This window comes from Candidatus Dadabacteria bacterium, from assembly GCA_026708565.1.
Taxonomy (GTDB): Bacteria; Desulfobacterota_D; UBA1144; order Nemesobacterales; family Mycalebacteriaceae; genus Mycalebacterium.
Window position 1 is genome coordinate 1 of the sequence record JAPOUR010000059.1, and the last position, 22,794, is coordinate 22,794.

A 22,794-nucleotide genomic window follows, 5' to 3' on the forward strand; every position below is an offset into this window, starting at 1 on the left:
AATGAACCTGTAAGTTATCTTCTTCGTCAACGGGTGTAATGCGCTTACCGTTTGTGAGAGGGACAATTTTTTCTCTTTTGAATTCTTCCAACAAGTCTTCATTTTCCTCTTTAGCAAGAATGTCATAAAGTTTATCTAACCACATAAACCCTTTTCTTTCTATGATTGTATCAAGTTTTTCTTTGATTTCTTCCATTCCAATTTCTGGTATCTCAAAATCGTTTTTCAACACACTTTTTTCTATGTTTACATTGCCAAGCCATTTGTATTGTTTTTTCTGCTCAAAAAATAAGTTGAGATCTTTTGAATTTAACAATTTTGTTATAGTGTTTTCAGAAGGTATGACCGCATTTTGAGCCTTGATATAAGTAGTGGTTAGCCCCGGAAGTAATGCTTCGGTTTTCATCTTTCCTATAATCTCACTGCGAACGGATTGGTAAATCTCGCTTTGTTCCTTGTTGTCACCTAAATGCAGGTATTTGAAAAATTGAGGCGTTAAGTGTTTCAAATCTTTCATAAGAGGCAAGGAGTTGGCAACAAGCCTGCCCAGTATTTTGGTAATCTTCTTGTTTTCTTTGTCTTTGAAATCTATTGTGTTTCTGGAAGGTGTTGTTTTGTATGGCGCTTGGACGAGAAAATCAAAAATACTGTCTTCATTTGTGGGGAAAAACACGAATGCTTTGCGGTTTGTATCTTCTATGATGTTGCCTTCTTTGTCTTGGCGGAATGCTATCTGGGCTTTGTGCTTGATTGTCTCCCCTTCTTTGTTTTCAATTATTTCATCAGATTCTATGACAAGAAACGATTGGCTGTTTGACCCATCTTTGATAGTAGTTTCTGTTGCCTTTGATATGCCTTTGTATCTTTTATGTAGGGTAATTTGCTTTCTTGTTATAGAAAATGTTCGCTTATTGTCATTGCAAGAAAAACTGACCTCTTTTATGTTTGAAAGAAACAATAGGTTTTCACTTCTTAATTTTATGAATTTTTCTTCTATTTCCGTTTCTTTTTCTTCCATCAGAGGTAAGACAAAGAGAGTATCTTGTTTGCCAATGTTTTTAACTGGTTCGGGTTTTGGAACAATGATGTTTTCAATTCGGAAGTGAAATTTGCCAGAATGAATCGACGGTCTTTCTGTAATCTTAAAAACCGATTTGAAGCCAACTCCAAACTTTCCTATGGGGTTGGAATCTTCTTCCTTTACAGATTGACCGCTTGTTATGGCTTCAACATTGCCAATAGTGAAAACACTCCCATTGTGCTTTACTCGTAGAATTCCATCCTTTATGAAGAATTCCATTTTTCGTGCCCCTACATCTTCGGCGTTTTGTAAGAGTTCGTAAATGAATTGGTGTGGGTCAGAACTCAAATTGGGGAGCACATGTAAGAGGCCGAGTTCTTTTACTGTTGGCAATTGCTCTTCGCGTTTTTTTGTAAGGCGCTCCAGTCCCGGATTGATGTCTTCAGCTTTGCTCATCTCATTGCTTTCCGTCTTGCGGTTGCTCATAGCCAATTGATACCAGATCAAAACTTTATCCAAAATTCCCTTGAAACAAAACCCGCAACGGTTCATAATAGCCCCGTTCACGGGAGCCATACTTGAAGGTCCAGACTCTTGCCAGCGGCAGTTCAGGCAACTGCACTTTTATAGACAGCGGAAACGCAAAAATACTTGTTGACGCAGGCATCGCGCCGAGAAAACTCGCAAAGGAACTCGCCTCCATCGGCGTCCGCATGGAAGACATTGACGCGGTTGTCGTAAGCCATGAACATTCCGACCACACAAAGGCGATAACCGCCGTTCCCGTGCCCGTTTATGTGAGCGAGGCGACAAGACACCTGTGGGAGGGAAAGGTCGGCTCTCTTTTTGACTTTCACTCCGGCGGCGGGTTTGCCGTGGGCGATATGACGGTGGAAACCTTCCCCGTCCCGCATGACGCCATAGACCCCGTGGGCTTCACCATTGAAAGCAAGGGCGCAAAAATCGGAATCGTAACCGATATCGGCTCGGTTACGGGTCTCGTGTCGGAAAGACTGCGCGGATGCGACATGCTGATAGTGGAGTCAAACCACGACGAGGCGCGCCTTATTGCGGGGCGCTACCCGTGGGAACTCAAACAGCGGGTCGGCGGCGCGCTGGGGCATCTGTCAAACCGCCAGTGCTCAAAACTGCTCGCCGAAGTCGCGCACGGAGGCCTGCGTTTTGTGGTTCTCGCGCACCTGAGCGAGTCCAACAACATGCCAGAACTTGCGCTGAAAGCGGCAAATGAGGCGGTAAGCGGTTTTTCCCCGTCTCTTCATGTCGCCCCCAGAACCGCGCGCGGGGAGGCGTTTGTCCTTTGATTTCAAGATACTCGCGCCCCGAAATGGCAGACATCTGGAGCGACCGCTCGCGCTACTCCCGCTGGCTTGAAGTTGAGATCGCCGTCTGCGAAGCATGGAACAAGGCGGGAAAAATCCCGGACAAAGCCCTTGCCGACATAAGAAAAAAAGCCGCCTTTGACGAGGGCAGAATCGCCGAACTTGAAAAGGAACTTAAACACGACGTGCTGGCGTTTCTCACCTCCGTCTCCGAAAAAGTGGGTCCCAACTCAAGGTATATCCACATGGGGCTCACCTCGTCCGATGTTCTTGACACCGCGTTTTCCCTTCAACTGGGCGCGGCGGCAGGGATTATCACCGGCGGCGTAAAGGATGTTCTGAAAGTCCTCAAAAAGAGGGCGCGGGAGCACAAAAAAACCCCCATGATAGGCAGGTCTCACGGCGTTCACGCAGAGCCGAAAACACTGGGGCTTGTGTTTGCGCTCTGGTATGACGAGATGGCGAGAAACCTTGAGAGAATGACCCGCGCGGCGGAGGGGGTGAGAGTGGGAATGATGTCCGGCCCCGTGGGAACTTACTCAAGCGTTCCCCCCAAAGTGGAAAAAAGCGCGTGCCGCAAACTGGGGCTCAGGCCCGCGGCGGTGTCCACGCAGGTAATCCACCGCGATGTTCACGCGGAGTATTTTCTGTGCCTGTCTCTCATAGCGGCGGGCATTGAGAGGATAGCGACCGAGATAAGGCACTTTCAGAGAACCGAGGTTCTTGAAATGGAAGAGCCGTTCACAAGCGGGCAGAAGGGCTCTTCGGCAATGCCGCACAAGAAAAACCCCGTTCTTTCGGAAAACCTTTGCGGCCTTGCGCGGGTTGTCCGGTCTCACGTTCCCGCCGCCCTTGAGAACATAACGCTGTGGCACGAAAGAGACATAAGCCATTCCTCGGTTGAGAGGGTGATCGCGCCGGACGGCACAATACTTGTTGACTTTATGCTTCACCGCCTCAAAATTCTGCTCGGCGGTCTTGTTGTCCGCAAAGACCGCCTTGCGCAAAACATCGGCCTGACGCGCGGGCTTGTGTTTTCGCACAGGGTGCTGTTAAAGATGGTTGAAAAGGGGGTGTCGCGCGAGGAGGCGTATCGCGCGGTGCAGAGAAACGCGATGAAGTGCTGGGACGGCGGGGGCGATTTTCAGGAGATTTTGAAGGGAGACGGGGAGGTGGCAAAACTGCTGTCGCCGCAGGAGGTTGACTCCTGTTTTAATATAAAGGCGGGTTTTGAACATGTTGATGAGATTTTTAAGAAAGTTTTTGGTTGATTTCGCGCGGTCTGTTGTTGTCGGCTCTCCGCTCTCCGCCGTTGCTTTGCGTGTGAGATTTTCAAGAAAGTTTTTGGCTGATTTCGCGCGGTCTGCGCGGCTTGTTTTTGCCGCCGCCGTGTGCCTTGCCGTCCTTTCGTGCGGAGGGGGAGGGGAAGCCGCCGGGGACGGGGATGATGAGGCGAAAGTGCTCGCCGCGACCGAGAAGTTTGCCCGCCACCTGTCTCTTTACATTCCCGAAAATCACACCGTTGCCGCGCGGCGCGGCGGGAGGGACGGCGAGTTTATATCCGGAGAGTTTTTCCTCAAAGACCCCGAAGGCGGGGAGGCGGAGGGTTTTGGCCCCGTGGGTTTCCTTCTCACCTCGGACGGGAAAACGGTTGTGGTGGATGCGCGTGAAATTCTGGAAAGGGACGACCTTGAGGACGCGGGCGTGCCGGGCTTCCGCGCTATTCCGCAGCAAGCCGCCCGCGCTCCGCTGATTCTGGTTTCGGATGACGGCCGCATCATGGCGGCGGCTCAACTGCTGAAGGTCGGGACGGACAGCGCCGCCCTGAACAGGGAGCAAATCTCTCTTGACGGCGCGCTTGTGATAGGGAACGAAAACGCCCGGGTGACGATTGTTGAGTATTCCGATTTTCAGTGCCCGTATTGCGCGCAGGCGAGCGGGTTTGTGAGAGACATTATTTCCGAATACGGGGGCAGGGTGAGGCTGGTTTACAAGCAGTTCCCTTTGAGTTTTCACAAATGGGCGTACGGGGCCTCCGAGGTGTCGTATTGCTTTCAGAAACTTGGCGGCAACCCGGCGTTCAGGCGGTTTCACGATGAGGTTTTTGCCGGTCAGGAACTTATAACGGTTGAGAACAGCGCCGAGAGGTTCGCCGAAATAGCGTTTGCGGCGGGTATTGACCCCGAAGAGTTGGGCCGTTGCGCGGCTTCGGGGGAGATGAAAGAGCGCGTTGATAAAGACATAAGCGAGGCAAGGGCGCTTGGGGTGGAGGGAACGCCCTCATTTTTTATTGACGGGATGAGAGTTCCCAATGACCCCGCTCTTATGCGCAAGGCGATAGACATACGCCTTTCGGAAGTTCACTGAAAAGTCTGTCCATGGATTACATAAAGCGGGCGGGTGAGGCGGCGGGCGCGAGGGCGTCCGAACTGGCGGAGTGGGAAGCCGGGCATCTGGAGCGGATACCCGTGCCGTTTTACTCCTCCGCCGACCTCAGGGTTTCCGGCGGCAAGGCGGCGGTGGTTGACACCAACATCTTCCCCGCCGGTTTCAACAACCTGTCCGCGCCGTTCCGCGACCGGCTCGGCTCTCTTGTTCAGAGCGCCCTTGCAAAGAAGCATCCGGGGGCGCAGTCCGTCCTTATCGTTCCCGAAGCGCACACGCGCAACCCTCATTACTGGGAAAATGTGCTGACGCTTCAGACCGTTCTTGAGCGCAGCGGTTTTCTTGTGAAGGTGGGGTTTGTTGACCCTTCCATAGAGCGGCGGTCGTTTTCGTGCGGGGCGGCGGGCGGCGGAAGTGTGGAGGTTTTCAAGGTTGTCCGCGAGGGCGCGGAGGTGGTTGCGGGCTCTTTTTGCCCCGATGTGATATTGCTCAACAATGACTTTTCCGATGACTGTCCCTCCATACTGCGCGACACCGCCCAGCCGGTTCTTCCCCCCGTTGAAATCGGGTGGCATTCGCGCAGGAAGGACGTCCATTTTGAGTTTTACAACTCCCTTGCCGCCGAGGTGGCGCAGATATGCGGCTTTGAGCCTCAGACCATACAGGCGCGCACCCGGCTGGTTGAGGACGCCGATTTTGACACGCCCGAAGGCAGGGAGAGGGTCGCGCGCGCGGTTGACGAACTTGCCGAGCCGCTTGTTTTCATCAAGAGCAACACCGGCACATACGGTATGGCGGTGGTTGCGGTGTCCGGGGGGGACGGGGTGAGAAACATGAATGCTGAGAACAGAAAGAAGATGCGGGCGGGCAAGTCAAAAAGGTCTGTCAGGGATGTGGTCATTCAGGAGGGAGTGCCGACCGCGCTCCGGACGGCGGATGGCATGCCCGCCGAGCCCGTGCTTTATATGGTGGAAACCCGCACCGCCGGGGCGTTTTACAGAATCAACTCAAAGAAGGACGAGACGCAGAATCTGAATTCGTCCGGCATGGAATTCGGTCCTTTTCCCGAAGCGGCGGGGCAGTTTGCGGAGATACCGGCGCTGTTTTCCCTGTGCGCCAAGATCGCCGTCATCGCCGCCGGATATGAGATTGAGAAGGTGATGCTTGAAGGGGGATGTGGGTAGATTATAGTTAAAAGAGGAGAAATACCGAAGGGACTACATGATTGGATAGGCAAGAATATGGAGTATGCCCCCCTCAATAAAACAAACTTGCTGACCCCGCCGGAGGAAGGTCGGAGCTAATCATGAGTGTGAAAATACTGGAGCAAGTACTTACCGCTACCGGTTACATGGTAAACGGGAAGCCTGTGTCCGGCCTGCAACCTTGCAAGGGCGTTCTTTACAGACATGGCAACTTTTCTCCGGACAAAGTGTGGGAAAGCAAGTCAGAATTGAAAGTTTACTTCAAAGCCGTGCCTGATATCCCTCACGATGACCAAATCGGCAAATGGCGACAGGAGATATGGAACGAGGGGTTTGCTCCATTGTTATGGATAGTCTCTCCCGAGCGTATAAACCTATACAACGGCTTCGGCTCCCCTGTGGGAGAAGGCGATGCTGAGAAAAATCTGCTTAGAACCTTCGAGAATATAGAAGCCGAACTGCGTGATTTGGATGCGTTGGCTGGCCGTCTGGCGATGGAAACAGGCCGGTTCTGGGCCAAAATGCCACAAATTAATCGTAAGACCAGTGTTGACGAGAAATTATTGTCCGCCCTTGGATCTCTTGAGCGTGACCTAGTTAAGGGCAATCTGGAGGTCAATGCAGCACAAGCATTGATAGGGCGTGTTATATTCACCCAGTATCTCATAGACCGCAAAATTGTCGATGAGACAATGTTGAAAGAACGGTGCGGTCATACAGAATTGCCTGCGGTGTTGCGGAATGAGCGTGCTACTGCCCGTCTCTTCAAGTGGCTTACCAAGACTTTCAATGGAGATATGTTTCCGGAGTCCGCCGGTGAAGAGCCCCCCGATGCCAGTCATTTGAATCGGGTTGCTAATTTTCTTGAAGCCACTGACCCTGACACTGGTCAGCGGAGCCTTTTCCCCTATCAATTCAATGTTATACCGGTAGAACTCATCAGTTCTATTTACGAGCGGTTTGCCCATACTACATCAGGCGGGGGTGTGACGGAAGCGCGGCGCAATAGTGTGCATTACACGCGACTTTCAGTAGTTTCGCTGGTTCTTGATGAGGTGATGGACGGACTTACAGGGAAGGAATCCGTGCTGGATTTAGCCTGCGGTTCTGGTGTTTTTTTGGTCGAAGCCTTGAGGCGACTGGTGCACCTACGCGCTGGGAACAGCAAGATTACGCGAGAGTTAATTCGCACAACGCTTCATGAGCAAATTTATGGTGTGGACATTAGTGAGGCTGCAATTCGGGTGGCGGCATTCAGTCTGTATTTGGCGGCGCTTGAACTTGACCCCGACCCACAACCGCCGCACTCACTTCGATTCAAGCGGTTGGTGGGGGAAACTTTGCTGGTTGGTGATGCCCGCACTATTGAAAGGGACGGATATGGCAAGAGGGCGCTTACCACACAAGGGGGGTTGAAGAAATTTGATTTAGTTGTCGGGAACCCGCCGTGGAGTTTCAAGGGGAGAGAAGGAACCGCATTGCGTCGTGAGACAGGGGCGGGACAACCTGCGTTGCCACGAGACCAAGGGCTGGACTTCGTGCTGCGGGCGCAGAAGTTTTTTTCCCATGAAAAGACGCGCTTCGGTATTGTGCTGAGTGCGAAATCGTTTTCCAGTCGTAGTGATAAAGGTAGAGACGCTATGTTGCATGTCATGCGAACACTGGCTCCGGTTACTTTGGTTGACCTGTCCAATTTGAGTAACTGGCTTTTTGCAACTGCAAAGACACCGGCGATGATACTTTTTGCACACCATAGGCCACAGCAGAAAGAAGACCGGGTCACAGTTGTTCAAGTTCCGTGGACAATCGGTGGAGAGAGAACTCATACTTTTGACGTGGCGCCAAGGGATGTAACTACATTAAGTCTTAATAAAATTGAGCAGCGGTCATTGACATTGACGGCTGCTACACGGGGCCGCCGCCGTGACCTAATGCTTTTGGACGAGTTGACTGAAGATCATCAGAACCTTGGGGAACAACTAAAGTCAATTGGCACCAGTTTTCGCCAAGGATTGATTCAGGGCGGGACAGAAATGCAGACCTCTGATACGGGAGAGATAAAAAAATTGGAGATGCTAAATGCCAAAGATATGAAACACTTTTATATTCCCGATAAACTCCAACCATATGGAAGATTAGAGGCGGGGAGGCCTCGTTCGCGAGACACATATCGTTCTCCATTGGTGATTGTTAAAGAACTGTTGGGTTCCTCTCCGAGATTGGTGACAGCAGTCGCTGAGCGTGATGTTGTTTTTAACAACTCGCGCTTCGGTGCGTCAATGCCTAATCATGGAAAAACAGCACATTTACTTGCCGCAATTTTGAGTTCGGCTCTTGCTTCTTGGTTCTTTAGTTTGACCGCCGCTGAGTTTGGTATCCAAAAGAGAAAAGTGTCAAAATTTGATCTTCACTCCTTGCCCTTGCCTAATCTAAATTCAGCAGTGAAATCGAAAATTGGGCGGCGTTTGTTAGCAATTGAAAAAAGATTATGTCAACGCGACCCCACTGTGAATGTGAGAAAGGAAGACTGGACCGAACTGGATGAATTGGTATTTGACCTATATGAACTTGACTGGGCTGACAAGGACATAATTCGGGATGGATTGGTGAGAATCGGCTGGTGTTGGAAAAACGGGCGTGAAAAATCTTCCTCACCCGCAGACAGTCGCGTCGAGGTCAAGGATTATGCTCGTGTTTTTCTATATTCAATCAATAACTGGCTTGCTGTCCGTAATAAGCGGTCCATGAGAGCCGAGGTAATTGACTTGCCAACGCAGTCGGCTCTGCGTGTCGTTCGTTTCGTTTTGGAAGATGAACCGGGAAAGACTGATGTCTCTTTTGTGGAGCCACAGGGTGATTTGAACAAAGTGCTGGAAGATATTGGCGGTCGTCTGAAATTCCCGATTACAGAAACACTCAGGACAGAGCGTGAACTTTGTGTGCATGTGCGCAATGGAGTTGTAATCATCAAACCGGCGGCAAAGCGTTACTGGATGAGAATAGTAGCAATAGAAGATGCGGATGTATTATTCACAGAGAGTGTTACCGGTACGGGGAGTCGTATTTGAAGATTCAGTACGAACCCCGTTACATACACGGAAGGTTATTCATTGACCTGAAACCCGAGTATGTGGAGGTTATTCTGGAAACATTGAGCAATGGCTGGAAGTTGGCTTTGGCTTCCTCTACCTATAGCCTCACTCCTGATATTTGTGAAGTCAAAATTAATGAGTGCCTACGGGAGGGAATGCGCAGAGTAGTGAACAAGAAACAACCTTCTCCAAAGCGGCTAAGGATGAGAGTGGAAAGGGGCATGGAATCAGTATCCACCCCAAGCGTAATGACCCCGGATGGTCTCACGGATATCCCGCTCACCTTGTTAGGGGACCCCTTGCTTGAGGCAGAGCATGATCCGCATGTAATAATTGAATGTAAACGTATTGAGGAATCAGACAGTCGTCTATGCCGAGATTATGTAAATGAAGGTATGGACAGATTTATTAAAGGAAAGTACGGTGAGAACCACGCAATTGGCTTTATGGTAGGTTATGTTCTTTCAGGTTTACCCTCGGGATCTGTTAGTAAGATAAATAGTTATTTGAAAAACCAATCGCGCTCAAAAGACAGCCTTAAGTCAAGCAGTAGCAACACTAATTCCACTTGGTATAGTCGCCATTCACGACCTAAGCCCCCTAAGTCACTTTGTCTTTATCATGCCTTTCTTGTCTTCTAATTTGTTCCTTCCTGAATTCAATTTGCCAGTGCATCTACTGACAACTTGGTTAAAGGGTGACTTACGCTATTCTATGGAGTGGCTACATTGCGAGGATTTGAGCCTCGACCGGATTGTCTGCCGGATATGAGATTGAGAAGATTACTGTTGAAAGAAGGAGCAAGCAGGAATGAGTGTTGAATATATTGAGGAATATCAAAGGGATATTAAAAAACTGCGTGAAGTGGGCGGTTCTGAAAATGAGACCGTTTTGCGCTCCGCTTTTCAAGCCTGTTTAAGCAAATACTGCTCGCAACAGAAACTTATACTTGTCACGGAACTTCCCTATAAATCCGATGCAATTCCCGACGGGACGGTTAAAGACTCTTTGCGCCTCACTCTGGGATACTGGGAGGCGAAAGACACAAAAGACAATCTTGATGATGAGATAAGCAAAAAAATCGCAAAGGGCTACCCGACCTCAAACATCATCTTTGAAAATTCCGAAATTGCGGTTTTGATACAGGACGGACTGGAAACGCAAAGGGTGAAAATGTCCGATGCGAAAGCCCTTGACGGCATTGTCAGAAGTTTTCTCGCTTACGAGCCGAAACAGATAGGGGATTTCCGCAAAGCCGCAAATCAGTTCAAAGACGATTTTCCCGGAGTGCTTGACGCTTTGCGCGAGATGATTGACGAGTCGCACGGGAAAAAACCCGCATTCCGCGAGGCGGCGGGCGAGTTTCTCAAACTTTGTCAGGAGGCGATAAACCCCTCGGTTGAAGCCGCCGATGTGCGGGAAATGCTTATACAGCATATTTTGACGAAAGACATATTTTTGAAAGTTTTCGGCGAGGATCAGTTTCACAAGGAAAACAACATAGCCGCCCGTCTGGACGACCTTGAGGAAACCTTTTTCACGGGAGACACAAGGCGGGCGATGGTTGACAGGTTAAAGGGTTATTACAGCGCGATTACCGTTACGGCGGCAAGCATTGAAAGCCACAGGGAAAAGCAGAAGTTTCTAAAGGCGGTTTATGAGGATTTTTACAGGATTTACAACCCCAAGGCGGCTGACCGTCTCGGAGTGGTTTATACGCCCAATGAGGTTGTGGAGTTTATGATAAAGTCCGCAGACCACCTTGTGAAAAAGCATTTTAGCCGCCGTCTTTACGACAGGAATGTGCAGATACTTGACCCCGCCGCCGGAACGGGGACTTTCATAACGGATTTGATTGAGTTTATGCCGGAAAAGCATGTTCCCTACAAGTATGAGAATGAGATACACGCCAACGAAGTCGGGATACTGCCTTATTACATAGCGAACCTGAACATTGAATACACTTACAAGCAAAAGACGGGGAAATACAGGGAGTTTCCTAATATCTGTTTTGTTGACACTTTGGACAATCTGATGTTCAAGGGCGGACCAAGCGGGAGGCAGGTCAAACTGCTTGGCAGTGTGAGCGATGAGAATTTGGAGCGCGTGAAAAGGCAGAACAAGAAACGCATTTCGGTGATTATCGGAAATCCGCCTTATAACGCCAATCAGCGTAATGAGAATGAAAACAACAAGAATCGGGAGTATCCGGGGATAGATAAGCGGATTAAGGAAACTTACATTAAACAAAGCACGGCGCAAAAGACCAAGCAGTATGATATGTATAAGCGTTTTATCCGTTGGGCTTCCGACAGGCTGGACGATAATGGGGTGTTGGCGCTGGTTTCCAATAGCGCCTTTATCAATTCGGGGCAGGATGACGGGTTTCGCAAAGTGGCAGCGGAAGAGTTTAATGAAATCTGGATTGTTGATTTGAAGGGCAATGCCCGCACAAGCGGGGAACAGAGAAGGAAAGAGGGCGGCAATGTGTTTGAAGATAAAATCCGCGTGGGTGTTGCGATTTACTTTTTTGTCAAGAAAGAAGGCGTGGAAGGTTGTGATATTTTCTATAATTCGGTTAAAGACTATGCAAAATACAATGACAAAATAGCGCACATTCAGAAAGTCTCTTTGTCGCAAGATGATTTTGAGCATATTGTTCCTGATTCACAACACAACTGGATAAATCAAACCGACAATGATTTTGATGATTTGGTTTGTGTCGCAAACAAGGATACAAAACTTGCCAAGCGGGAAGTGGATGAGAATGCCGTGTTTAAGTTGTTCTCTCTGGGTGTGGTTACTGCTCGTGATGAATGGGTGTATGGTTTTGATGTATCAGGTTTGAAAAAGAAGGTTAGATATTTTTGCAAACTTTACAATGATGAGATTGTGCGATTTCTTAAAGAAACTCCGAAGAAAGAAAAAATGGGAGATTGGGTCAACAGAGAGATTAAATGGACTTCTGAGTTGGAAGGTCATTTGTTCAAGGGAACACCAATCAACTATTCAGACAAAAGCATTGTTGATTCTTTATACAGACCTTTTGTTAAATCAAATCTCTACTATCAACCCTTAATCATTCATCGCCGCTATCAAATGCCGGATATTTTCCCGTCCGGCAAGAAGGGAGAGAATAAAGTCATTTGTTTTTCAGGCACTTCTTCCGTAAAACCTTTTCAGAGTTTGGTGGTCAAAGAGGTTTTTAGTTTTGATTTTCTTGAGAAGACGCAATGCTTGCCCCTATACAGTTACGATAAAGACGGCAATCGCTGTAGCAACATCACCGATTGGGGATTAAAGCAGTTTCGTGACCATTATGGCAATGACAAGATCACCGCTGAGGATATCTTCCACTACACCTATGCGGTTTTGCACAATCCGGCGTATCTGGAGAAATACGCAATCAATCTAAAGCGAGAGTTTCCCCGCTTGCCGTTTTACGGGGATTTTCCCAAGTGGGTAAAACGGGGAAAGGAGTTGATGAAACTCCATATAAATTTTGAGAAACAGAAACCTTACAAACTTGAAAGAGTGGATAAAGAATGTGAACCCGGCAAGGCGAAACTGAAAGCCGACAAAGAAGGCAATGTAATAGTTATTGACGAGCAAACAGAACTGACAGGCATTCCGCCGGAAGCATGGGAATACAGGTTAGGCAACCGCTCCGCTCTTGAGTGGGTGCTTGACCAATACAAGGAAAAGAAACCCAAAGACCCAACAATCAGGGAGAAGTTCAATACATACAAGTTTGCCGACCACAAAGAGGAAGTTATCAAACTACTCGGCAAGGTCTGCGCGGTGAGTGTTAAGACGGTGGAGATTGTTGGAAATATGGAGTAGGTTACTAACCGATTAACTAGTGCGTTAATTGTTAGAAAATAATCTCTTTCTTTCTGTCCCAGCCCAATCCTCCGTTATAGACAAAACAGCAATTACTGCTTGTGGAGATGGGAGGTTTTAGAATTTGAGATTGTTGAAACTTTTGCAAATAACTTTGGCAATCTGTATGCTCCACTTCAACATCAGGGAATATATCTTTATATGTTTCAATTGTTTCCCTATCTGAATTTACAGAGCGCATGGAAGTTATTGTTGTATCTTTAATTGAAGACTGGAGCAAGGAAAGAATATAATTATCATTTGCGGGTAAGGAGTAACCTAAGAAAACAATATGATTTGCATTGCTAATAAGTTCAGATGCTATTTCCCATTGCTCTTTGATTTCGTTGTTATGCTCGCCTTTTTTCCAAGTTGGTGGAACAATTGTTTTCTTGTCATCAATGCTACCGTGAAGTTTGATTAGGTATGGAGAGTTTTCATCAACTTTGTCGTTTTTACTTCTTTTGAATTTGATTTTTTTGTTCTTTCTTTTTATATAATTGTTTGTATTTATAAAATCACATATGTCTTCCAGAACCGTATCATAGTTCAGGGAAATTATATCGTAGTGAATTCCTGAACTTGTATCAAAGCGAATTTCTGAACTTAATTCCGGCTTCTCCCATATCATATCCCATGTCTCAGGGTATTTTTCTTTTTTAATGCAGTGAATTGCTATGCCGTGTATGTGGCTCACGAAGGAACAGTATTGCGTGTGATTTATATTCACTTGTTCGAAACAATCAACATTATCCCAATCAAAACCCTTTTTGTCACATCGTGGTAAATCAAATAGGAAATTGAGTTTGATGGGTGGAGTTGTTCCTTGAATAACTTCTACTATTACATCAATAATTTTCTTTCTTGAATCTTTGCTGCCAATATGATCTCTCATTTCAGTAATTGACAACAGTTCTTCAATATTGAAAAGATTAACCTTGCAGTAATTTTTTATAATAGAGAAATCCTTGACAGTTTTGTCTAAGATTTTATACCCTTTGTATCTTGTTGGATCCTGTCTGTTAAGTTCTTTCGCCTTCTCAAAAAAGTTTGAAATCGTTGGCAATCCCAAAGGCTGTGAAAATCCCGCGCCGATTATGTAGACAACTCTCTTCATTGCTTCAAACTCCGAATACCCATTATACCTAACTAATCACCCTATCTACACCAATTTCCACATATCCAGAGTAGGCTGACGGCTCAGGCACTCCTATACCTTCCAGCGTCAACCCTTCCAAATGAAACCCAACAGCCTCTTTCATATTTTTCTCAACTTCCCTCTTTGTGCCGCCCGTTGCAATACACCCCGGAATATCCGGCGAGTAAGCCGAAAATCCCGTTCCGGTCTTTTCATAAACAATCAGATATTTCATTTACCCTTCACTAACCGCCCTGTTATACGCCTCAATCACATCCCTTCGGGACAAAATCCCCACAAGTTTTCTTGACCCTTTTGACTCCACCACCGGAAGAATTTCCGCAGGCTTCTGTCCGAGAACCTTGACCACCTCATAGAGATTGTCATCCGGGCACACAGTGGTCACATCCAGAGTGGCAACCTCTTTTGCCAGTATCAAATCCTTTATATCCTCCTGAAAAAGCCACTGCCGGAAATCCTGTATGGACACTATGCCCGACAGCAACCCCTCGGAATCAACTGTGGGAAACGTTGTGAACCTGCTGCGGGGTATGTCCTCAATCAGACTCCGCAGTTTCGTGTTTTCATCAATCGTTTCAATGTCGGTTCTCATCACATCCCGGACGCGCAAAGAATGCAGGTTTTCATTCTCTATGCCGCTTATCTCAATCCCCTCTTTTTTGAGCGCAAGCACATCCATTGAGCCGCCCGTCAGCGCGCGGGCAAGAGACCAACTCACCACAGTGCACCCCATCGCCGGAACAATTACCTGATAACTCTGCGTAAGTTCTATTATGAGAAAAATGGAAGTCAGCGGGGCATGCGTAATGGCGGCAAGAAACGCCCCCATTCCAACAGTCGCGCAAGCCGCCGGGACGCTTTCGGGAACGGAAACCAGTCTTTCCGCCGCCGCCGCAAACGCGCTCCCCGCCGCCGCCCCCATGAATATCGCGGGCGCAAACAGACCTCCGGGCCATCCGGAAGCCACCGTTGCGCAAACGGCAAGGGGTTTTAACAGCGCCATGGCGAAAAGCGCCGCCGGAGCGATGTTTCCCGAAAGAATGTCCCTCACATGCTCATAGCCGTTTCCAAGAACCTCAGGGGCTGCCATGGCGAGAACGCCCAGAGCCGCCGCGCCCGCAAGCAGGCGGATTTTTGTGTCGCGCAGTTTTGAAAACAGGTCTTCCGCCGCAGAAAACGCCTTCATAAATCCCGCCGCCGCCACGCCGATAACCGCTCCGAGAGGAAGATAGAAAAGAAACAGGTCGCCCGCGCTCAGCGCCTCAATGGAAAACACCGGCACATTGAAAAGCGGCTCGCCCCCCTTGATGAAATATGAAACGGCGGTCGCCGTTGCGGACGATATGACTATCGGAATGAAGGTCGCAGACCTCAGGTTTCTGAGCAGCACTATCTCTTCTGAAAACAACACGCCGGTTATCGGGGCGTTGAAGGTCGCCGCAATTGCCGCCGCCGTCCCGCACGCTATGAAGGTGCGAATGTCGGATTTTGAAAGCCCCGCCCGCTCTCCCACCGCGCCGCCGATTGCCCCCCCGGTCTGGGCGATGGGTCCCTCCTGCCCCGCCGAACCGCCGAAACCCAGCGAAACCGCCGCCGCAAGAGCCCGCGCCGCCGCGTCTCTGAGCCGCACTGTTCCGCTTCCGAGGTTTATTTTCTCAATGAAACGGGGAAACCCCAGACCCAGAACACCCGGCACGCCTTTTGATATGGCAATCAGAAGCGCCGCGCCCGCAAAAAGCGGGATGAAAACCCTCGCCCCGCCCCTCTCAAAGGGCCTGACCGCCAACTCGTAAAGCCCGTCATAGGAGGCGGAAAAAATGTAATTCGCCGTTCCCGCCGCCGCGCCTATTGCCAGCGCCCCCAGCATGAGGGCGGTCTGCCGCCCCGAAAAGGCAAAACTTTTTTTCATTGCCGCCGCTCCGGGCATTGACAGCAAAGCGTCTCAATATGTAGATTTCCTGCCGACCTCTCCGGTTCGGGGCGGAAAACAGTTTTATGATTCAGGATATTCAAGGCGGCGCGGCGCAACTGTCGGCGGGTGACTTCCTGCTGATTCTATCCCTTGTGCTGATAGTATCCAAATTTTTCGGGGAAATGGCGGAACGTTTCAGGCAGTCCGCCGTGCTGGGGGAACTTGTCGCGGGGGCGGTTCTGGGCGCGGGGGTTCTCGCCGTTATGCCGTCATCCCCGGCGGAAACCGGCTACCACGTCTTCCACCTGATTGCGGAACTCGCCGTTGTTGTGCTGCTGTTTGAAATAGGGCTTGAGACCCGCCTCGGCGACATACTCAAAACGGGTCCCGTCTCACTTCTGGTTGCGGCGCTGGGAGTGGTCGCCCCCTTCGGCCTGGGCTTTGCCTCCATATACGCCCTTGACGCCTACGGCGTGATGTCATGGGACGCTTCGTCCATATTTCTTGTGGCGGTAACCACCGGCGCCACCCTGACCGCCACAAGCGTCGGCATAACGGCGAGAGTGCTTTCGGACATCAACCAACTGGGCGCGCCGGAGTCAAAGATAATCATCGGCGCGGCGGTCATAGACGATGTTGTGGGGCTTATCATTCTCAGCATAGTCAGCGGGCTGATTCAATCAAGCGCGGCGGGCGTTGAGGCGGGCGTGTCGTTTTCCGGTATTGCCCTCACAACGGTCAAGGCGTTCGGGTTTCTGTTTGCCGCGGTCGCGCTCGGAAACATTGCCGCCCCGAAGTTTTTCGCTTTTGCGGCAAACCTTAAAAGCCGGGGGGCTCTTGTGGTTTGCGCCCTCTCGGTCGCCTTCCTGTACGCGTATGCGGGAGAGCATCTGGCGGGCGTCGCCCCGATAGTCGGCGCTTTTGCGGCGGGGCTCGTCATACGGCGGACGGACCAGTTCCGCGATGTGGAGAACAGCATCAAGCCGGTGTCGGACTTTCTTGTGCCGGTGTTTTTTGTCGCCGTGGGCGCTCAGGTTGACGTCAGGATTCTCAACCCCTTTGCGGAGGGCAACTCTCAGGTGCTTGCGGTTGCCCTCATACTGTTTGTGCTGGCGTTTGCGGGCAAGTACGTGAGCGCCTTCGGCGCGCTCGGCGGGGGCATTAGAAAAAGCATTGTGGGGATAGGAATGGTGCCGCGCGGGGAGGTGGGCTTGATTTTTGCTCAGATTGGCTACAATAATGGCAAAGGAGTTTTTGACAAGGAATTCTTTTCAGCGATTGTTCTGACCGTAATGCTTACCACTTTTGTCGTTCCGCCTTTGCTTCAGAGAGGTTTCGGCGGCGGCGCGGAAGCGGACGGGGACGCTTAACACTGGAAAAACGGATGAGGATTTTTCTCGCAACGGCTATTGGGGTTTTTGTTTCCGGCGCTCCCGCCGCGTTTGCCGCCGGTAATCTGATAACGGCGGACAAGACCGTATTTGTCCAGTTCGTTATCTTTCTTGTCGCCCTTTACATTCTGAACGCCCTGTTTTTCAAGCCGCTTATGGAACTTGCGGACAAGCGCGAGCGGGCGACCTCCGGCTCCGGCAGGGAGGCCGATGAACTGGCGGCAAAAACCGAAGAGATAGCCGCCAAATACGAGGCGGCGCTGAAGGACGCAAGGGAGCAGGCGCTTGCCGAGCGGGCGCGGCTCACGAAATCCGCCGCCGCCGAGGCGGACGGGATAGTGTCTTCGGCAAGGGAGGAGGCGCGCGCTCTTTTTGAAAAACGCGCGGAGGAACTTGCCGCCCGGACTGAAAAGGCAAGGGCGGGCATGAGCGCCGAGATAGAGGAAATTGCCGAAGTGATAACCCGCGCCGCCGGAGGAAAAGGTGTTTGAGATAGAACTTTTCGCCGCCGCGCCGGGAGCGCCCGTTGCCGGTTTCAACTGGGTGTATGTCGGCAAGCATGCGTTTAATCTCACGGTGCTGGTGGTCGGGCTGTATTTCATTTTGAGAAAGCCCGTTGTTTCGTTCATGCGGTCGCGCAAGCGCGGCATGGCGGAAAGGATTGAGGAGTCCGGCAGGAAACTTGAGGAGGCGAAAAAGTTGTTTGAGGAGTGGTCCGCCCGGCTGGACGGGCTGGAAGCCGAGGCGGGGGCTCTGCGTTCTTCAATAGCCGAGCAGGCGGAGGCAGAGAGGCAAAACATACTGCTTCGCGCCGGGCGGGAGAAAGAGGCGATACTGAAAGATGCGGCGGACGGCATTGACGCGGCCGCCGAGAGGGCGAGGGAGTCCATAGTGAACGAGGCGGCTTCGGCGGCGATGCGCATCGCCGAGAGCAGGCTGCGGGAAAGCGGCGCGGCGGCGGACATAGACGGATTTGAGACGGCGGCGGGGGAGGGCAAATGGCTTCGGTCGCAAAACTGAAAGACCTCACCGCCGCGCTCATGGCGCATTGCGAAGCGGACGGCTCCGCCCCCGAATGCGCGCGCGGGCTTGAGATGTTTTTTGAGAATGTTGAGGCGAGCCCGGACCTCAGAAAGGCCGTCCGGAGTCCGGTGGTAACACCGGGGGAAAAGACGGCGGTTGTGCGCGACCTTTGCGCCGCGCGGGGCGTTCCCGCCGCCGCGGTCAACTTTCTTGCGGCGGCGGCGGAGTTCGGCAGGCTGGGAGAGTTGCTGAAACGCCGCGAGACGGTTCTGGAAAAATTGCGCTCCGCAGGGGGCGTGGCGCGCGCCACCGTTACGCTCGCCCGCGCCGCAAGCCCGGAGGAGGAGAGCAGAATCAGGGGTGCGGTGGGGCGTCTTGCGGGTGCGGGGGGCGCTCAGGTTGAGTTTGTGGAGGATTCGGAGATAATAGGCGGAATTGTGGTGAGGGTTGGAAACAGCGTTTACGATGACAGTGTGAAACTGCATCTGGAGAGGGTGCGCGCCGCCCTTTCAAAATAGGGCGAAAATAAGGCGGCAAAAAATCATTGCAAAGGAGACACGGCAAGTGCGGGAACAGATAAAAATTGATGATGTAGGCGAGATACTTAAAAAGAGGATAAGCGGCTACGAGCACAAGTTTGAGACCTCGGAGGTGGGAACGGTCATCTCGGTGGGAGACGGCATCGCCAAGGTTTACGGGCTTGACAACTCCATGGCGGGCGAACTTGTGGAGTTTCCGGGCGGCACGCGGGGGCTGGTTCTCAACCTTGAGGAAGACAATGTCGGGGTGGCAATCTTCGGGGAGGAAAGGGGGATAAGCCAGGGCGATGTGGTTAAACGCACCGGAAGCATCGCGCAGATTCCCGTGGGGGAGGCAGCGCTTGGAAGGGTGGTGAACTCTCTGGGAATGCCCGTGGACGGCAAGGGGCCCATAGAGGCGGCGGAGATGAGAAACCTTGAGGTAAAAGCCCCCGGAGTGGTTTTCAGGAAATCGGTGAACGAGCCGCTGCAGACGGGCATCAAGGCGATTGACTCCATGATACCCATAGGCAGGGGGCAGAGGGAACTAATTCTCGGCGACAGGCAGACGGGCAAAACCGCCATCGCCGTTGACACCATCATCAATCAGAAGGGCGGGGACGTTTACTGCATCTATGTCGCCATCGGGCAGAAAAAATCCAATGTGGCGCAGGTTGTGGACAAACTCAGGGAGCACGGCGCGATGGACTACACCACCGTTGTTACGGCCTCCGCCAGTGAGCAGGCGCCGTTTCAGTTTATCGCCCCGTATGCGGGCTGCGCGCTCGGGGAATACTTCAGGGACGGCGGCAAGCACGCCCTTGTCATTTATGACGACCTCACAAAGCATGCGTGGGCGTACAGGCAGCTTTCGCTGCTGCTCAAACGCCCTCCGGGGCGCGAGGCGTATCCCGGCGATGTGTTCTACCTGCACTCGCGCCTTCTTGAGCGCGCCGCGAAACTGAGGGACGAGGACGGCGGCGGCTCGCTTACGGCGCTTCCGATAATTGAGACGCAGGCGGGGGATGTTTCCGCATACATACCGACCAACGTCATATCCATCACGGACGGGCAGATATACCTTGAGAGCAACCTCTTTTATTCGGGCGTGAGGCCCGCGATCAACGTGGGGCTTTCGGTCTCAAGGGTGGGCGGTTCGGCGCAGATAAAGGCGATGAAAAAGGTTGCCGGAACTTTGCGTCTTGAACTCGCCCAGTACCGCGAGGTTGAGGCGTTTTCCCAGTTCGCCTCCGACCTTGACAAGATCACCCGCGACCAGCTCGCGCGCGGAGAGCGGCTTGTGGAGATACTCAAGCAGGACCAGTTTGTTCCCCTGCCCGTGGAGAGGCAGGTGCTGTCCATATTCGCGATTACCGGCGGGTATCTGGACGAGCATCCGGTGTCTGCGGCGGCGGCGTACGAGAAGGAGCTTTTCACCTTCTTTGAAGCCAAGCACAAGGGGATTCTTGACGAAATACGGGACAAGAAAGAGATAACCGCCGATGTTGAGGAGCGGGTGAAAGCCGCGCTTGAGGAACTGAAATCGCGCACGGCCGATTTGGCGCAGAACTGATGCCCAGCCTTAAACAGATAAACACCAAGATAGCGAGCATCAAGGGCACGCGGCGCATAATGAGCGCCATGAAACTGATAGCCGCGGGCAAGATGCAGAGGACGCAGGCCGCCCTCAAGGCGCACCGCGTTTATGTTGACGCCTACACGCGGGTGGCGCGCGGCGTGCTGGGCTCATGCGGGCCGGACGCCCATCCCCTTCTGTCCCGCCCCTCCGGAAACGGGAAGACGCACCTTGTGTTTCTGACCTCCGACAGGGGGCTTTGCGGCAACTACAACAACGTCCTCATCAAGGGGCTTGACTCTTTTCTTGCGGACAGGGGTTTTGGCGGGGACGATGTGAAACTCACCTTTATCGGAAACAAGGGAAAAAACTTCTTCGGAGCGCGCGGCTTTGAGCTGGGCTCCTACTACACCGGGGTGAGCGAGAAGAACTGCGGCGAGGTCGCGGACGAGATATCGTCTCTGGTTTCAAAGGAGTTTGCCGCCGGGGAGACCGGCGGGGCAGTCCTTGTCCACAGCGCGTTCATATCCGCGCTTTCAAGGGAGACGGTTTTTGAGACCCTGCTTCCCCTTGAGATTGAGGCCGGTGAAGAGGGCGGCGAGCCCGCGCCCGCGGTTTTTGAGCCGTCAAAACGGGGCATTCTGGACGGCCTGATACCCGAATATTTGAGGATGAGGGTTGAAAAGGCGATTCTTGAGTCGCTCACAAGCGAGCACTCGGCGCGCATGACCGCGATGGAGAGCGCGACAAACAATGCGGACGAACTGATACGCGACCTCACCCTGTTGTTTAACAAAACAAGGCAGGCAATAATAACGACTGAACTGATGGACATTGTGAACGGAACCGAGGCTTTAAGAGAAGGAGGAAACGATTAATGGACGGAAAAGTTGTTCAGGTTATGGGGCCGGTGGTGGATGTTGAATTTCCCGAGGGCGGACTGCCCGGCATCTACGACGCCCTGAAGATAACAAACCCCGCCATCGGGGCGGAGGAATGGAATTTGGTGCTGGAGGTGGTTCAGCAGATAGGCGGCAACCGCGTGCGCGCCGTTGCCATGGATTCCACCGAGGGGCTTCAAAGGGGGCAGAAGGTGTTGAACACGGGCGAGGGCATAACCGTTCCCGTGGGCGAGGCGGCGCTTGGCCGTCTCATCAACGTTGTGGGAGAGCCCATAGACGAGGCGGGGCCGATTGAATGTGACGAGCGCTGGCCCATCCACCGCCCGGCGCCCGATTTTGTTGACCAGAGCACCGGCCTTGAACTGTTTGAGACGGGCATCAAGGTCATAGACCTGCTCGCCCCGTTCCTCAGGGGAGGCAAGATAGGGCTGTTCGGCGGCGCGGGAGTGGGGAAAACCGTTCTGCTTATGGAACTCATAAACAATGTTGCGAAGGAATACGGCGGCGTTTCGGTTTTCGGCGGCGTGGGGGAGCGCACGCGGGAAGGCAACGACCTGTGGATGGAGATGAAGGAGTCCGGCGTTCTGGGGAACACCGGCCTTGTGTTCGGGCAGATGAACGAGCCGCCCGGAGCGCGCGCAAGGGTGGCGCTTACCGCCCTGACCCTTGCCGAGTATTTCAGGGATGCAAAAAATCAGGACGTTCTCCTGTTCATAGACAACATTTTCCGCTTTACCCAGGCGGGCTCCGAGGTCTCCGCGCTTCTCGGGCGCACGCCGTCGGCGGTCGGTTACCAGCCGACGCTTTCAACCGACCTGGGAGACCTTCAGGAGAGGATCACCTCAACCACGAACGGCTCCATCACCTCGGTTCAGGCGATATACGTCCCCGCGGACGACCTGACCGACCCCGCCCCGGCGACCACTTTCGCCCATCTGGACGGCACAATAGTGCTTTCGCGCCAGTTGACGGAACTGGGCATATACCCGGCGGTTGACCCGCTTGACTCAACTTCGCGCATCCTTGAGCCCAAGGTTGTGGGAGAGGAGCATTACAGGGTTGCGCGAAACGTTCAGGAGGTTCTCCAGCGTTACAAGCAGCTTCAGGAGGTAATTGCAATTCTCGGCATGGATGAACTTTCCGAGGAGGACAAACTCACGGTTTCGCGGGCGAGGAAACTTCAGAGGTTTCTTTCCCAGCCGTTTTTTGTCGCCCAGCAGTTCACCGGAGCCGAGGGCAAATACGTCCCAATCAAGGACACCATAGAGGCTTTCAGCGAAATCCTTTCCGGCGCAATGGACGATGTTCCCGAGCAGGCGTTTTACATGGTGGGCGGCATTGAAGAGGTCAGGGAGAAAGCGGCGAAGATTGCCGCCTGACCCGGTACG

At 52.0% G+C, this 22,794-nt stretch carries 17 protein-coding genes; 13 read left to right on the forward strand and 4 right to left on the reverse strand.

The features are described from left to right. Nucleotides 1–1,477: hypothetical protein (locus tag OXF42_07070; GenBank protein MCY4047845.1), on the reverse strand; the 1,477-nt coding region annotated here is incomplete at its 3' end. Between the two features lie 122 nt (nucleotides 1,478–1,599). Here OXF42_07070 and OXF42_07075 point away from each other — a divergent pair. From OXF42_07075 to OXF42_07100, 6 genes are all read left to right on the forward strand, one after another. After that, complete coding sequence (locus OXF42_07075) at nucleotides 1,600–2,343, forward strand: MBL fold metallo-hydrolase (protein MCY4047846.1); 744 nt, start codon at nucleotides 1,600–1,602, stop codon at nucleotides 2,341–2,343. Then, the gene (purB, locus tag OXF42_07080; GenBank protein ID MCY4047847.1) at nucleotides 2,340–3,632 is read left to right on the forward strand and encodes an adenylosuccinate lyase; all 1,293 of its coding nucleotides are present in this window, start codon (nucleotides 2,340–2,342) and stop codon (nucleotides 3,630–3,632) included. The genes OXF42_07075 and purB overlap by 4 nt, the downstream gene beginning before the upstream one ends. Further along, nucleotides 3,598–4,728 carry a thioredoxin domain-containing protein gene (locus OXF42_07085; GenBank protein ID MCY4047848.1) on the forward strand — a complete coding sequence of 377 codons (1,131 nt, stop codon included), beginning with the start codon at nucleotides 3,598–3,600 and terminating at the stop codon, nucleotides 4,726–4,728. The genes purB and OXF42_07085 overlap by 35 nt, the downstream gene beginning before the upstream one ends. 11 nt (nucleotides 4,729–4,739) lie before the next feature. After that, on the forward strand, nucleotides 4,740–5,930 hold the full coding sequence (gshA, locus tag OXF42_07090) for a glutamate--cysteine ligase (GenBank protein MCY4047849.1): 1,191 nt from the start codon (nucleotides 4,740–4,742) through the stop codon (nucleotides 5,928–5,930). Nucleotides 5,931–6,199: 269 nt separating this feature from the next. Further along, nucleotides 6,200–9,019 (forward strand): N-6 DNA methylase, encoded by a 2,820-nt coding sequence (locus tag OXF42_07095; GenBank protein MCY4047850.1) that lies wholly within the window; start codon nucleotides 6,200–6,202, stop codon nucleotides 9,017–9,019. Between the two features lie 834 nt (nucleotides 9,020–9,853). Continuing rightward, the gene (locus OXF42_07100; protein ID MCY4047851.1) at nucleotides 9,854–12,886 is read left to right on the forward strand and encodes an N-6 DNA methylase; all 3,033 of its coding nucleotides are present in this window, start codon (nucleotides 9,854–9,856) and stop codon (nucleotides 12,884–12,886) included. Between the two features lie 31 nt (nucleotides 12,887–12,917). Here OXF42_07100 and OXF42_07105 read toward each other — a convergent pair whose 3' ends face one another. The 3 genes from OXF42_07105 to OXF42_07115 are packed head-to-tail and all read right to left on the reverse strand — an operon-like array spanning nucleotide 12,918 to nucleotide 15,993. Next, the gene (locus OXF42_07105; protein ID MCY4047852.1) at nucleotides 12,918–14,042 is read right to left on the reverse strand and encodes an SIR2 family protein; all 1,125 of its coding nucleotides are present in this window, start codon (nucleotides 14,040–14,042) and stop codon (nucleotides 12,918–12,920) included. Nucleotides 14,043–14,070: 28 nt separating this feature from the next. Continuing rightward, the gene (locus tag OXF42_07110; GenBank protein ID MCY4047853.1) at nucleotides 14,071–14,298 is read right to left on the reverse strand and encodes a type II toxin-antitoxin system HicB family antitoxin; all 228 of its coding nucleotides are present in this window, start codon (nucleotides 14,296–14,298) and stop codon (nucleotides 14,071–14,073) included. Further along, entirely contained in the window at nucleotides 14,299–15,993 is a 1,695-nt protein-coding gene (locus OXF42_07115) for a chloride channel protein (GenBank protein ID MCY4047854.1), read from the reverse strand. Between the two features lie 86 nt (nucleotides 15,994–16,079). Here OXF42_07115 and OXF42_07120 point away from each other — a divergent pair, with 86 nt between their 5' ends. From OXF42_07120 to atpD, 7 genes are read left to right on the forward strand one after another with little or no spacing between them, the layout of a single operon-like run. Beyond that, entirely contained in the window at nucleotides 16,080–17,366 is a 1,287-nt protein-coding gene (locus OXF42_07120) for a cation:proton antiporter (protein ID MCY4047855.1), read from the forward strand. A gap of 14 nt (nucleotides 17,367–17,380) precedes the next feature. Further along, nucleotides 17,381–17,878 carry an ATP synthase F0 subunit B gene (locus OXF42_07125; GenBank protein ID MCY4047856.1) on the forward strand — a complete coding sequence of 166 codons (498 nt, stop codon included), beginning with the start codon at nucleotides 17,381–17,383 and terminating at the stop codon, nucleotides 17,876–17,878. Then, a complete protein-coding gene (locus OXF42_07130; protein MCY4047857.1) occupies nucleotides 17,871–18,407 on the forward strand; it encodes an ATP synthase F0 subunit B in 537 nt (178 codons plus the stop codon). The genes OXF42_07125 and OXF42_07130 overlap by 8 nt, the downstream gene beginning before the upstream one ends. Further along, nucleotides 18,386–18,928: a F0F1 ATP synthase subunit delta gene (locus OXF42_07135; GenBank protein ID MCY4047858.1), complete on the forward strand. Its 543-nt coding sequence runs from the start codon at nucleotides 18,386–18,388 to the stop codon at nucleotides 18,926–18,928. The genes OXF42_07130 and OXF42_07135 overlap by 22 nt, the downstream gene beginning before the upstream one ends. Before the next feature lie 46 nt (nucleotides 18,929–18,974). Further along, nucleotides 18,975–20,501, forward strand: coding sequence for a F0F1 ATP synthase subunit alpha (atpA, locus tag OXF42_07140; GenBank protein ID MCY4047859.1), 1,527 nt, complete (start codon nucleotides 18,975–18,977; stop codon nucleotides 20,499–20,501). After that, nucleotides 20,501–21,382, forward strand: a complete 882-nt coding sequence (gene atpG / locus OXF42_07145) for an ATP synthase F1 subunit gamma (GenBank protein ID MCY4047860.1) — start codon at nucleotides 20,501–20,503, stop codon at nucleotides 21,380–21,382. The genes atpA and atpG overlap by 1 nt, the downstream gene beginning before the upstream one ends. Next, nucleotides 21,382–22,785: a F0F1 ATP synthase subunit beta gene (gene atpD, locus OXF42_07150; GenBank protein ID MCY4047861.1), complete on the forward strand. Its 1,404-nt coding sequence runs from the start codon at nucleotides 21,382–21,384 to the stop codon at nucleotides 22,783–22,785. The genes atpG and atpD overlap by 1 nt, the downstream gene beginning before the upstream one ends. Nucleotides 22,786–22,794 lie beyond the last annotated feature (9 nt).

Excerpts from the sequence above, each read along its gene's own strand:
- OXF42_07120 (MCY4047855.1), top strand. The coding sequence starts at position 16,080 with ATGATTCAGGATATTCAAGGCGGCGCGGCGCAACTGTCGGCGGGTGAC.
- OXF42_07100 (MCY4047851.1), top strand. The coding sequence starts at position 9,854 with ATGAGTGTTGAATATATTGAGGAATATCAAAGGGATATTAAAAAACTG.
- OXF42_07115 (MCY4047854.1), bottom strand. The coding sequence starts at position 15,993 with ATGAAAAAAAGTTTTGCCTTTTCGGGGCGGCAGACCGCCCTCATGCTG.
- OXF42_07105 (MCY4047852.1), bottom strand. The coding sequence starts at position 14,042 with ATGAAGAGAGTTGTCTACATAATCGGCGCGGGATTTTCACAGCCTTTG.
- OXF42_07085 (MCY4047848.1), top strand. The coding sequence starts at position 3,598 with ATGTTGATGAGATTTTTAAGAAAGTTTTTGGTTGATTTCGCGCGGTCT.
- atpG (MCY4047860.1), top strand. The coding sequence starts at position 20,501 with ATGCCCAGCCTTAAACAGATAAACACCAAGATAGCGAGCATCAAGGGC.
- OXF42_07110 (MCY4047853.1), bottom strand. The coding sequence starts at position 14,298 with ATGAAATATCTGATTGTTTATGAAAAGACCGGAACGGGATTTTCGGCT.
- OXF42_07135 (MCY4047858.1), top strand. The coding sequence starts at position 18,386 with ATGGCTTCGGTCGCAAAACTGAAAGACCTCACCGCCGCGCTCATGGCG.
- atpD (MCY4047861.1), top strand. The coding sequence starts at position 21,382 with ATGGACGGAAAAGTTGTTCAGGTTATGGGGCCGGTGGTGGATGTTGAA.
- gshA (MCY4047849.1), top strand. The coding sequence starts at position 4,740 with ATGGATTACATAAAGCGGGCGGGTGAGGCGGCGGGCGCGAGGGCGTCC.
- OXF42_07125 (MCY4047856.1), top strand. The coding sequence starts at position 17,381 with ATGAGGATTTTTCTCGCAACGGCTATTGGGGTTTTTGTTTCCGGCGCT.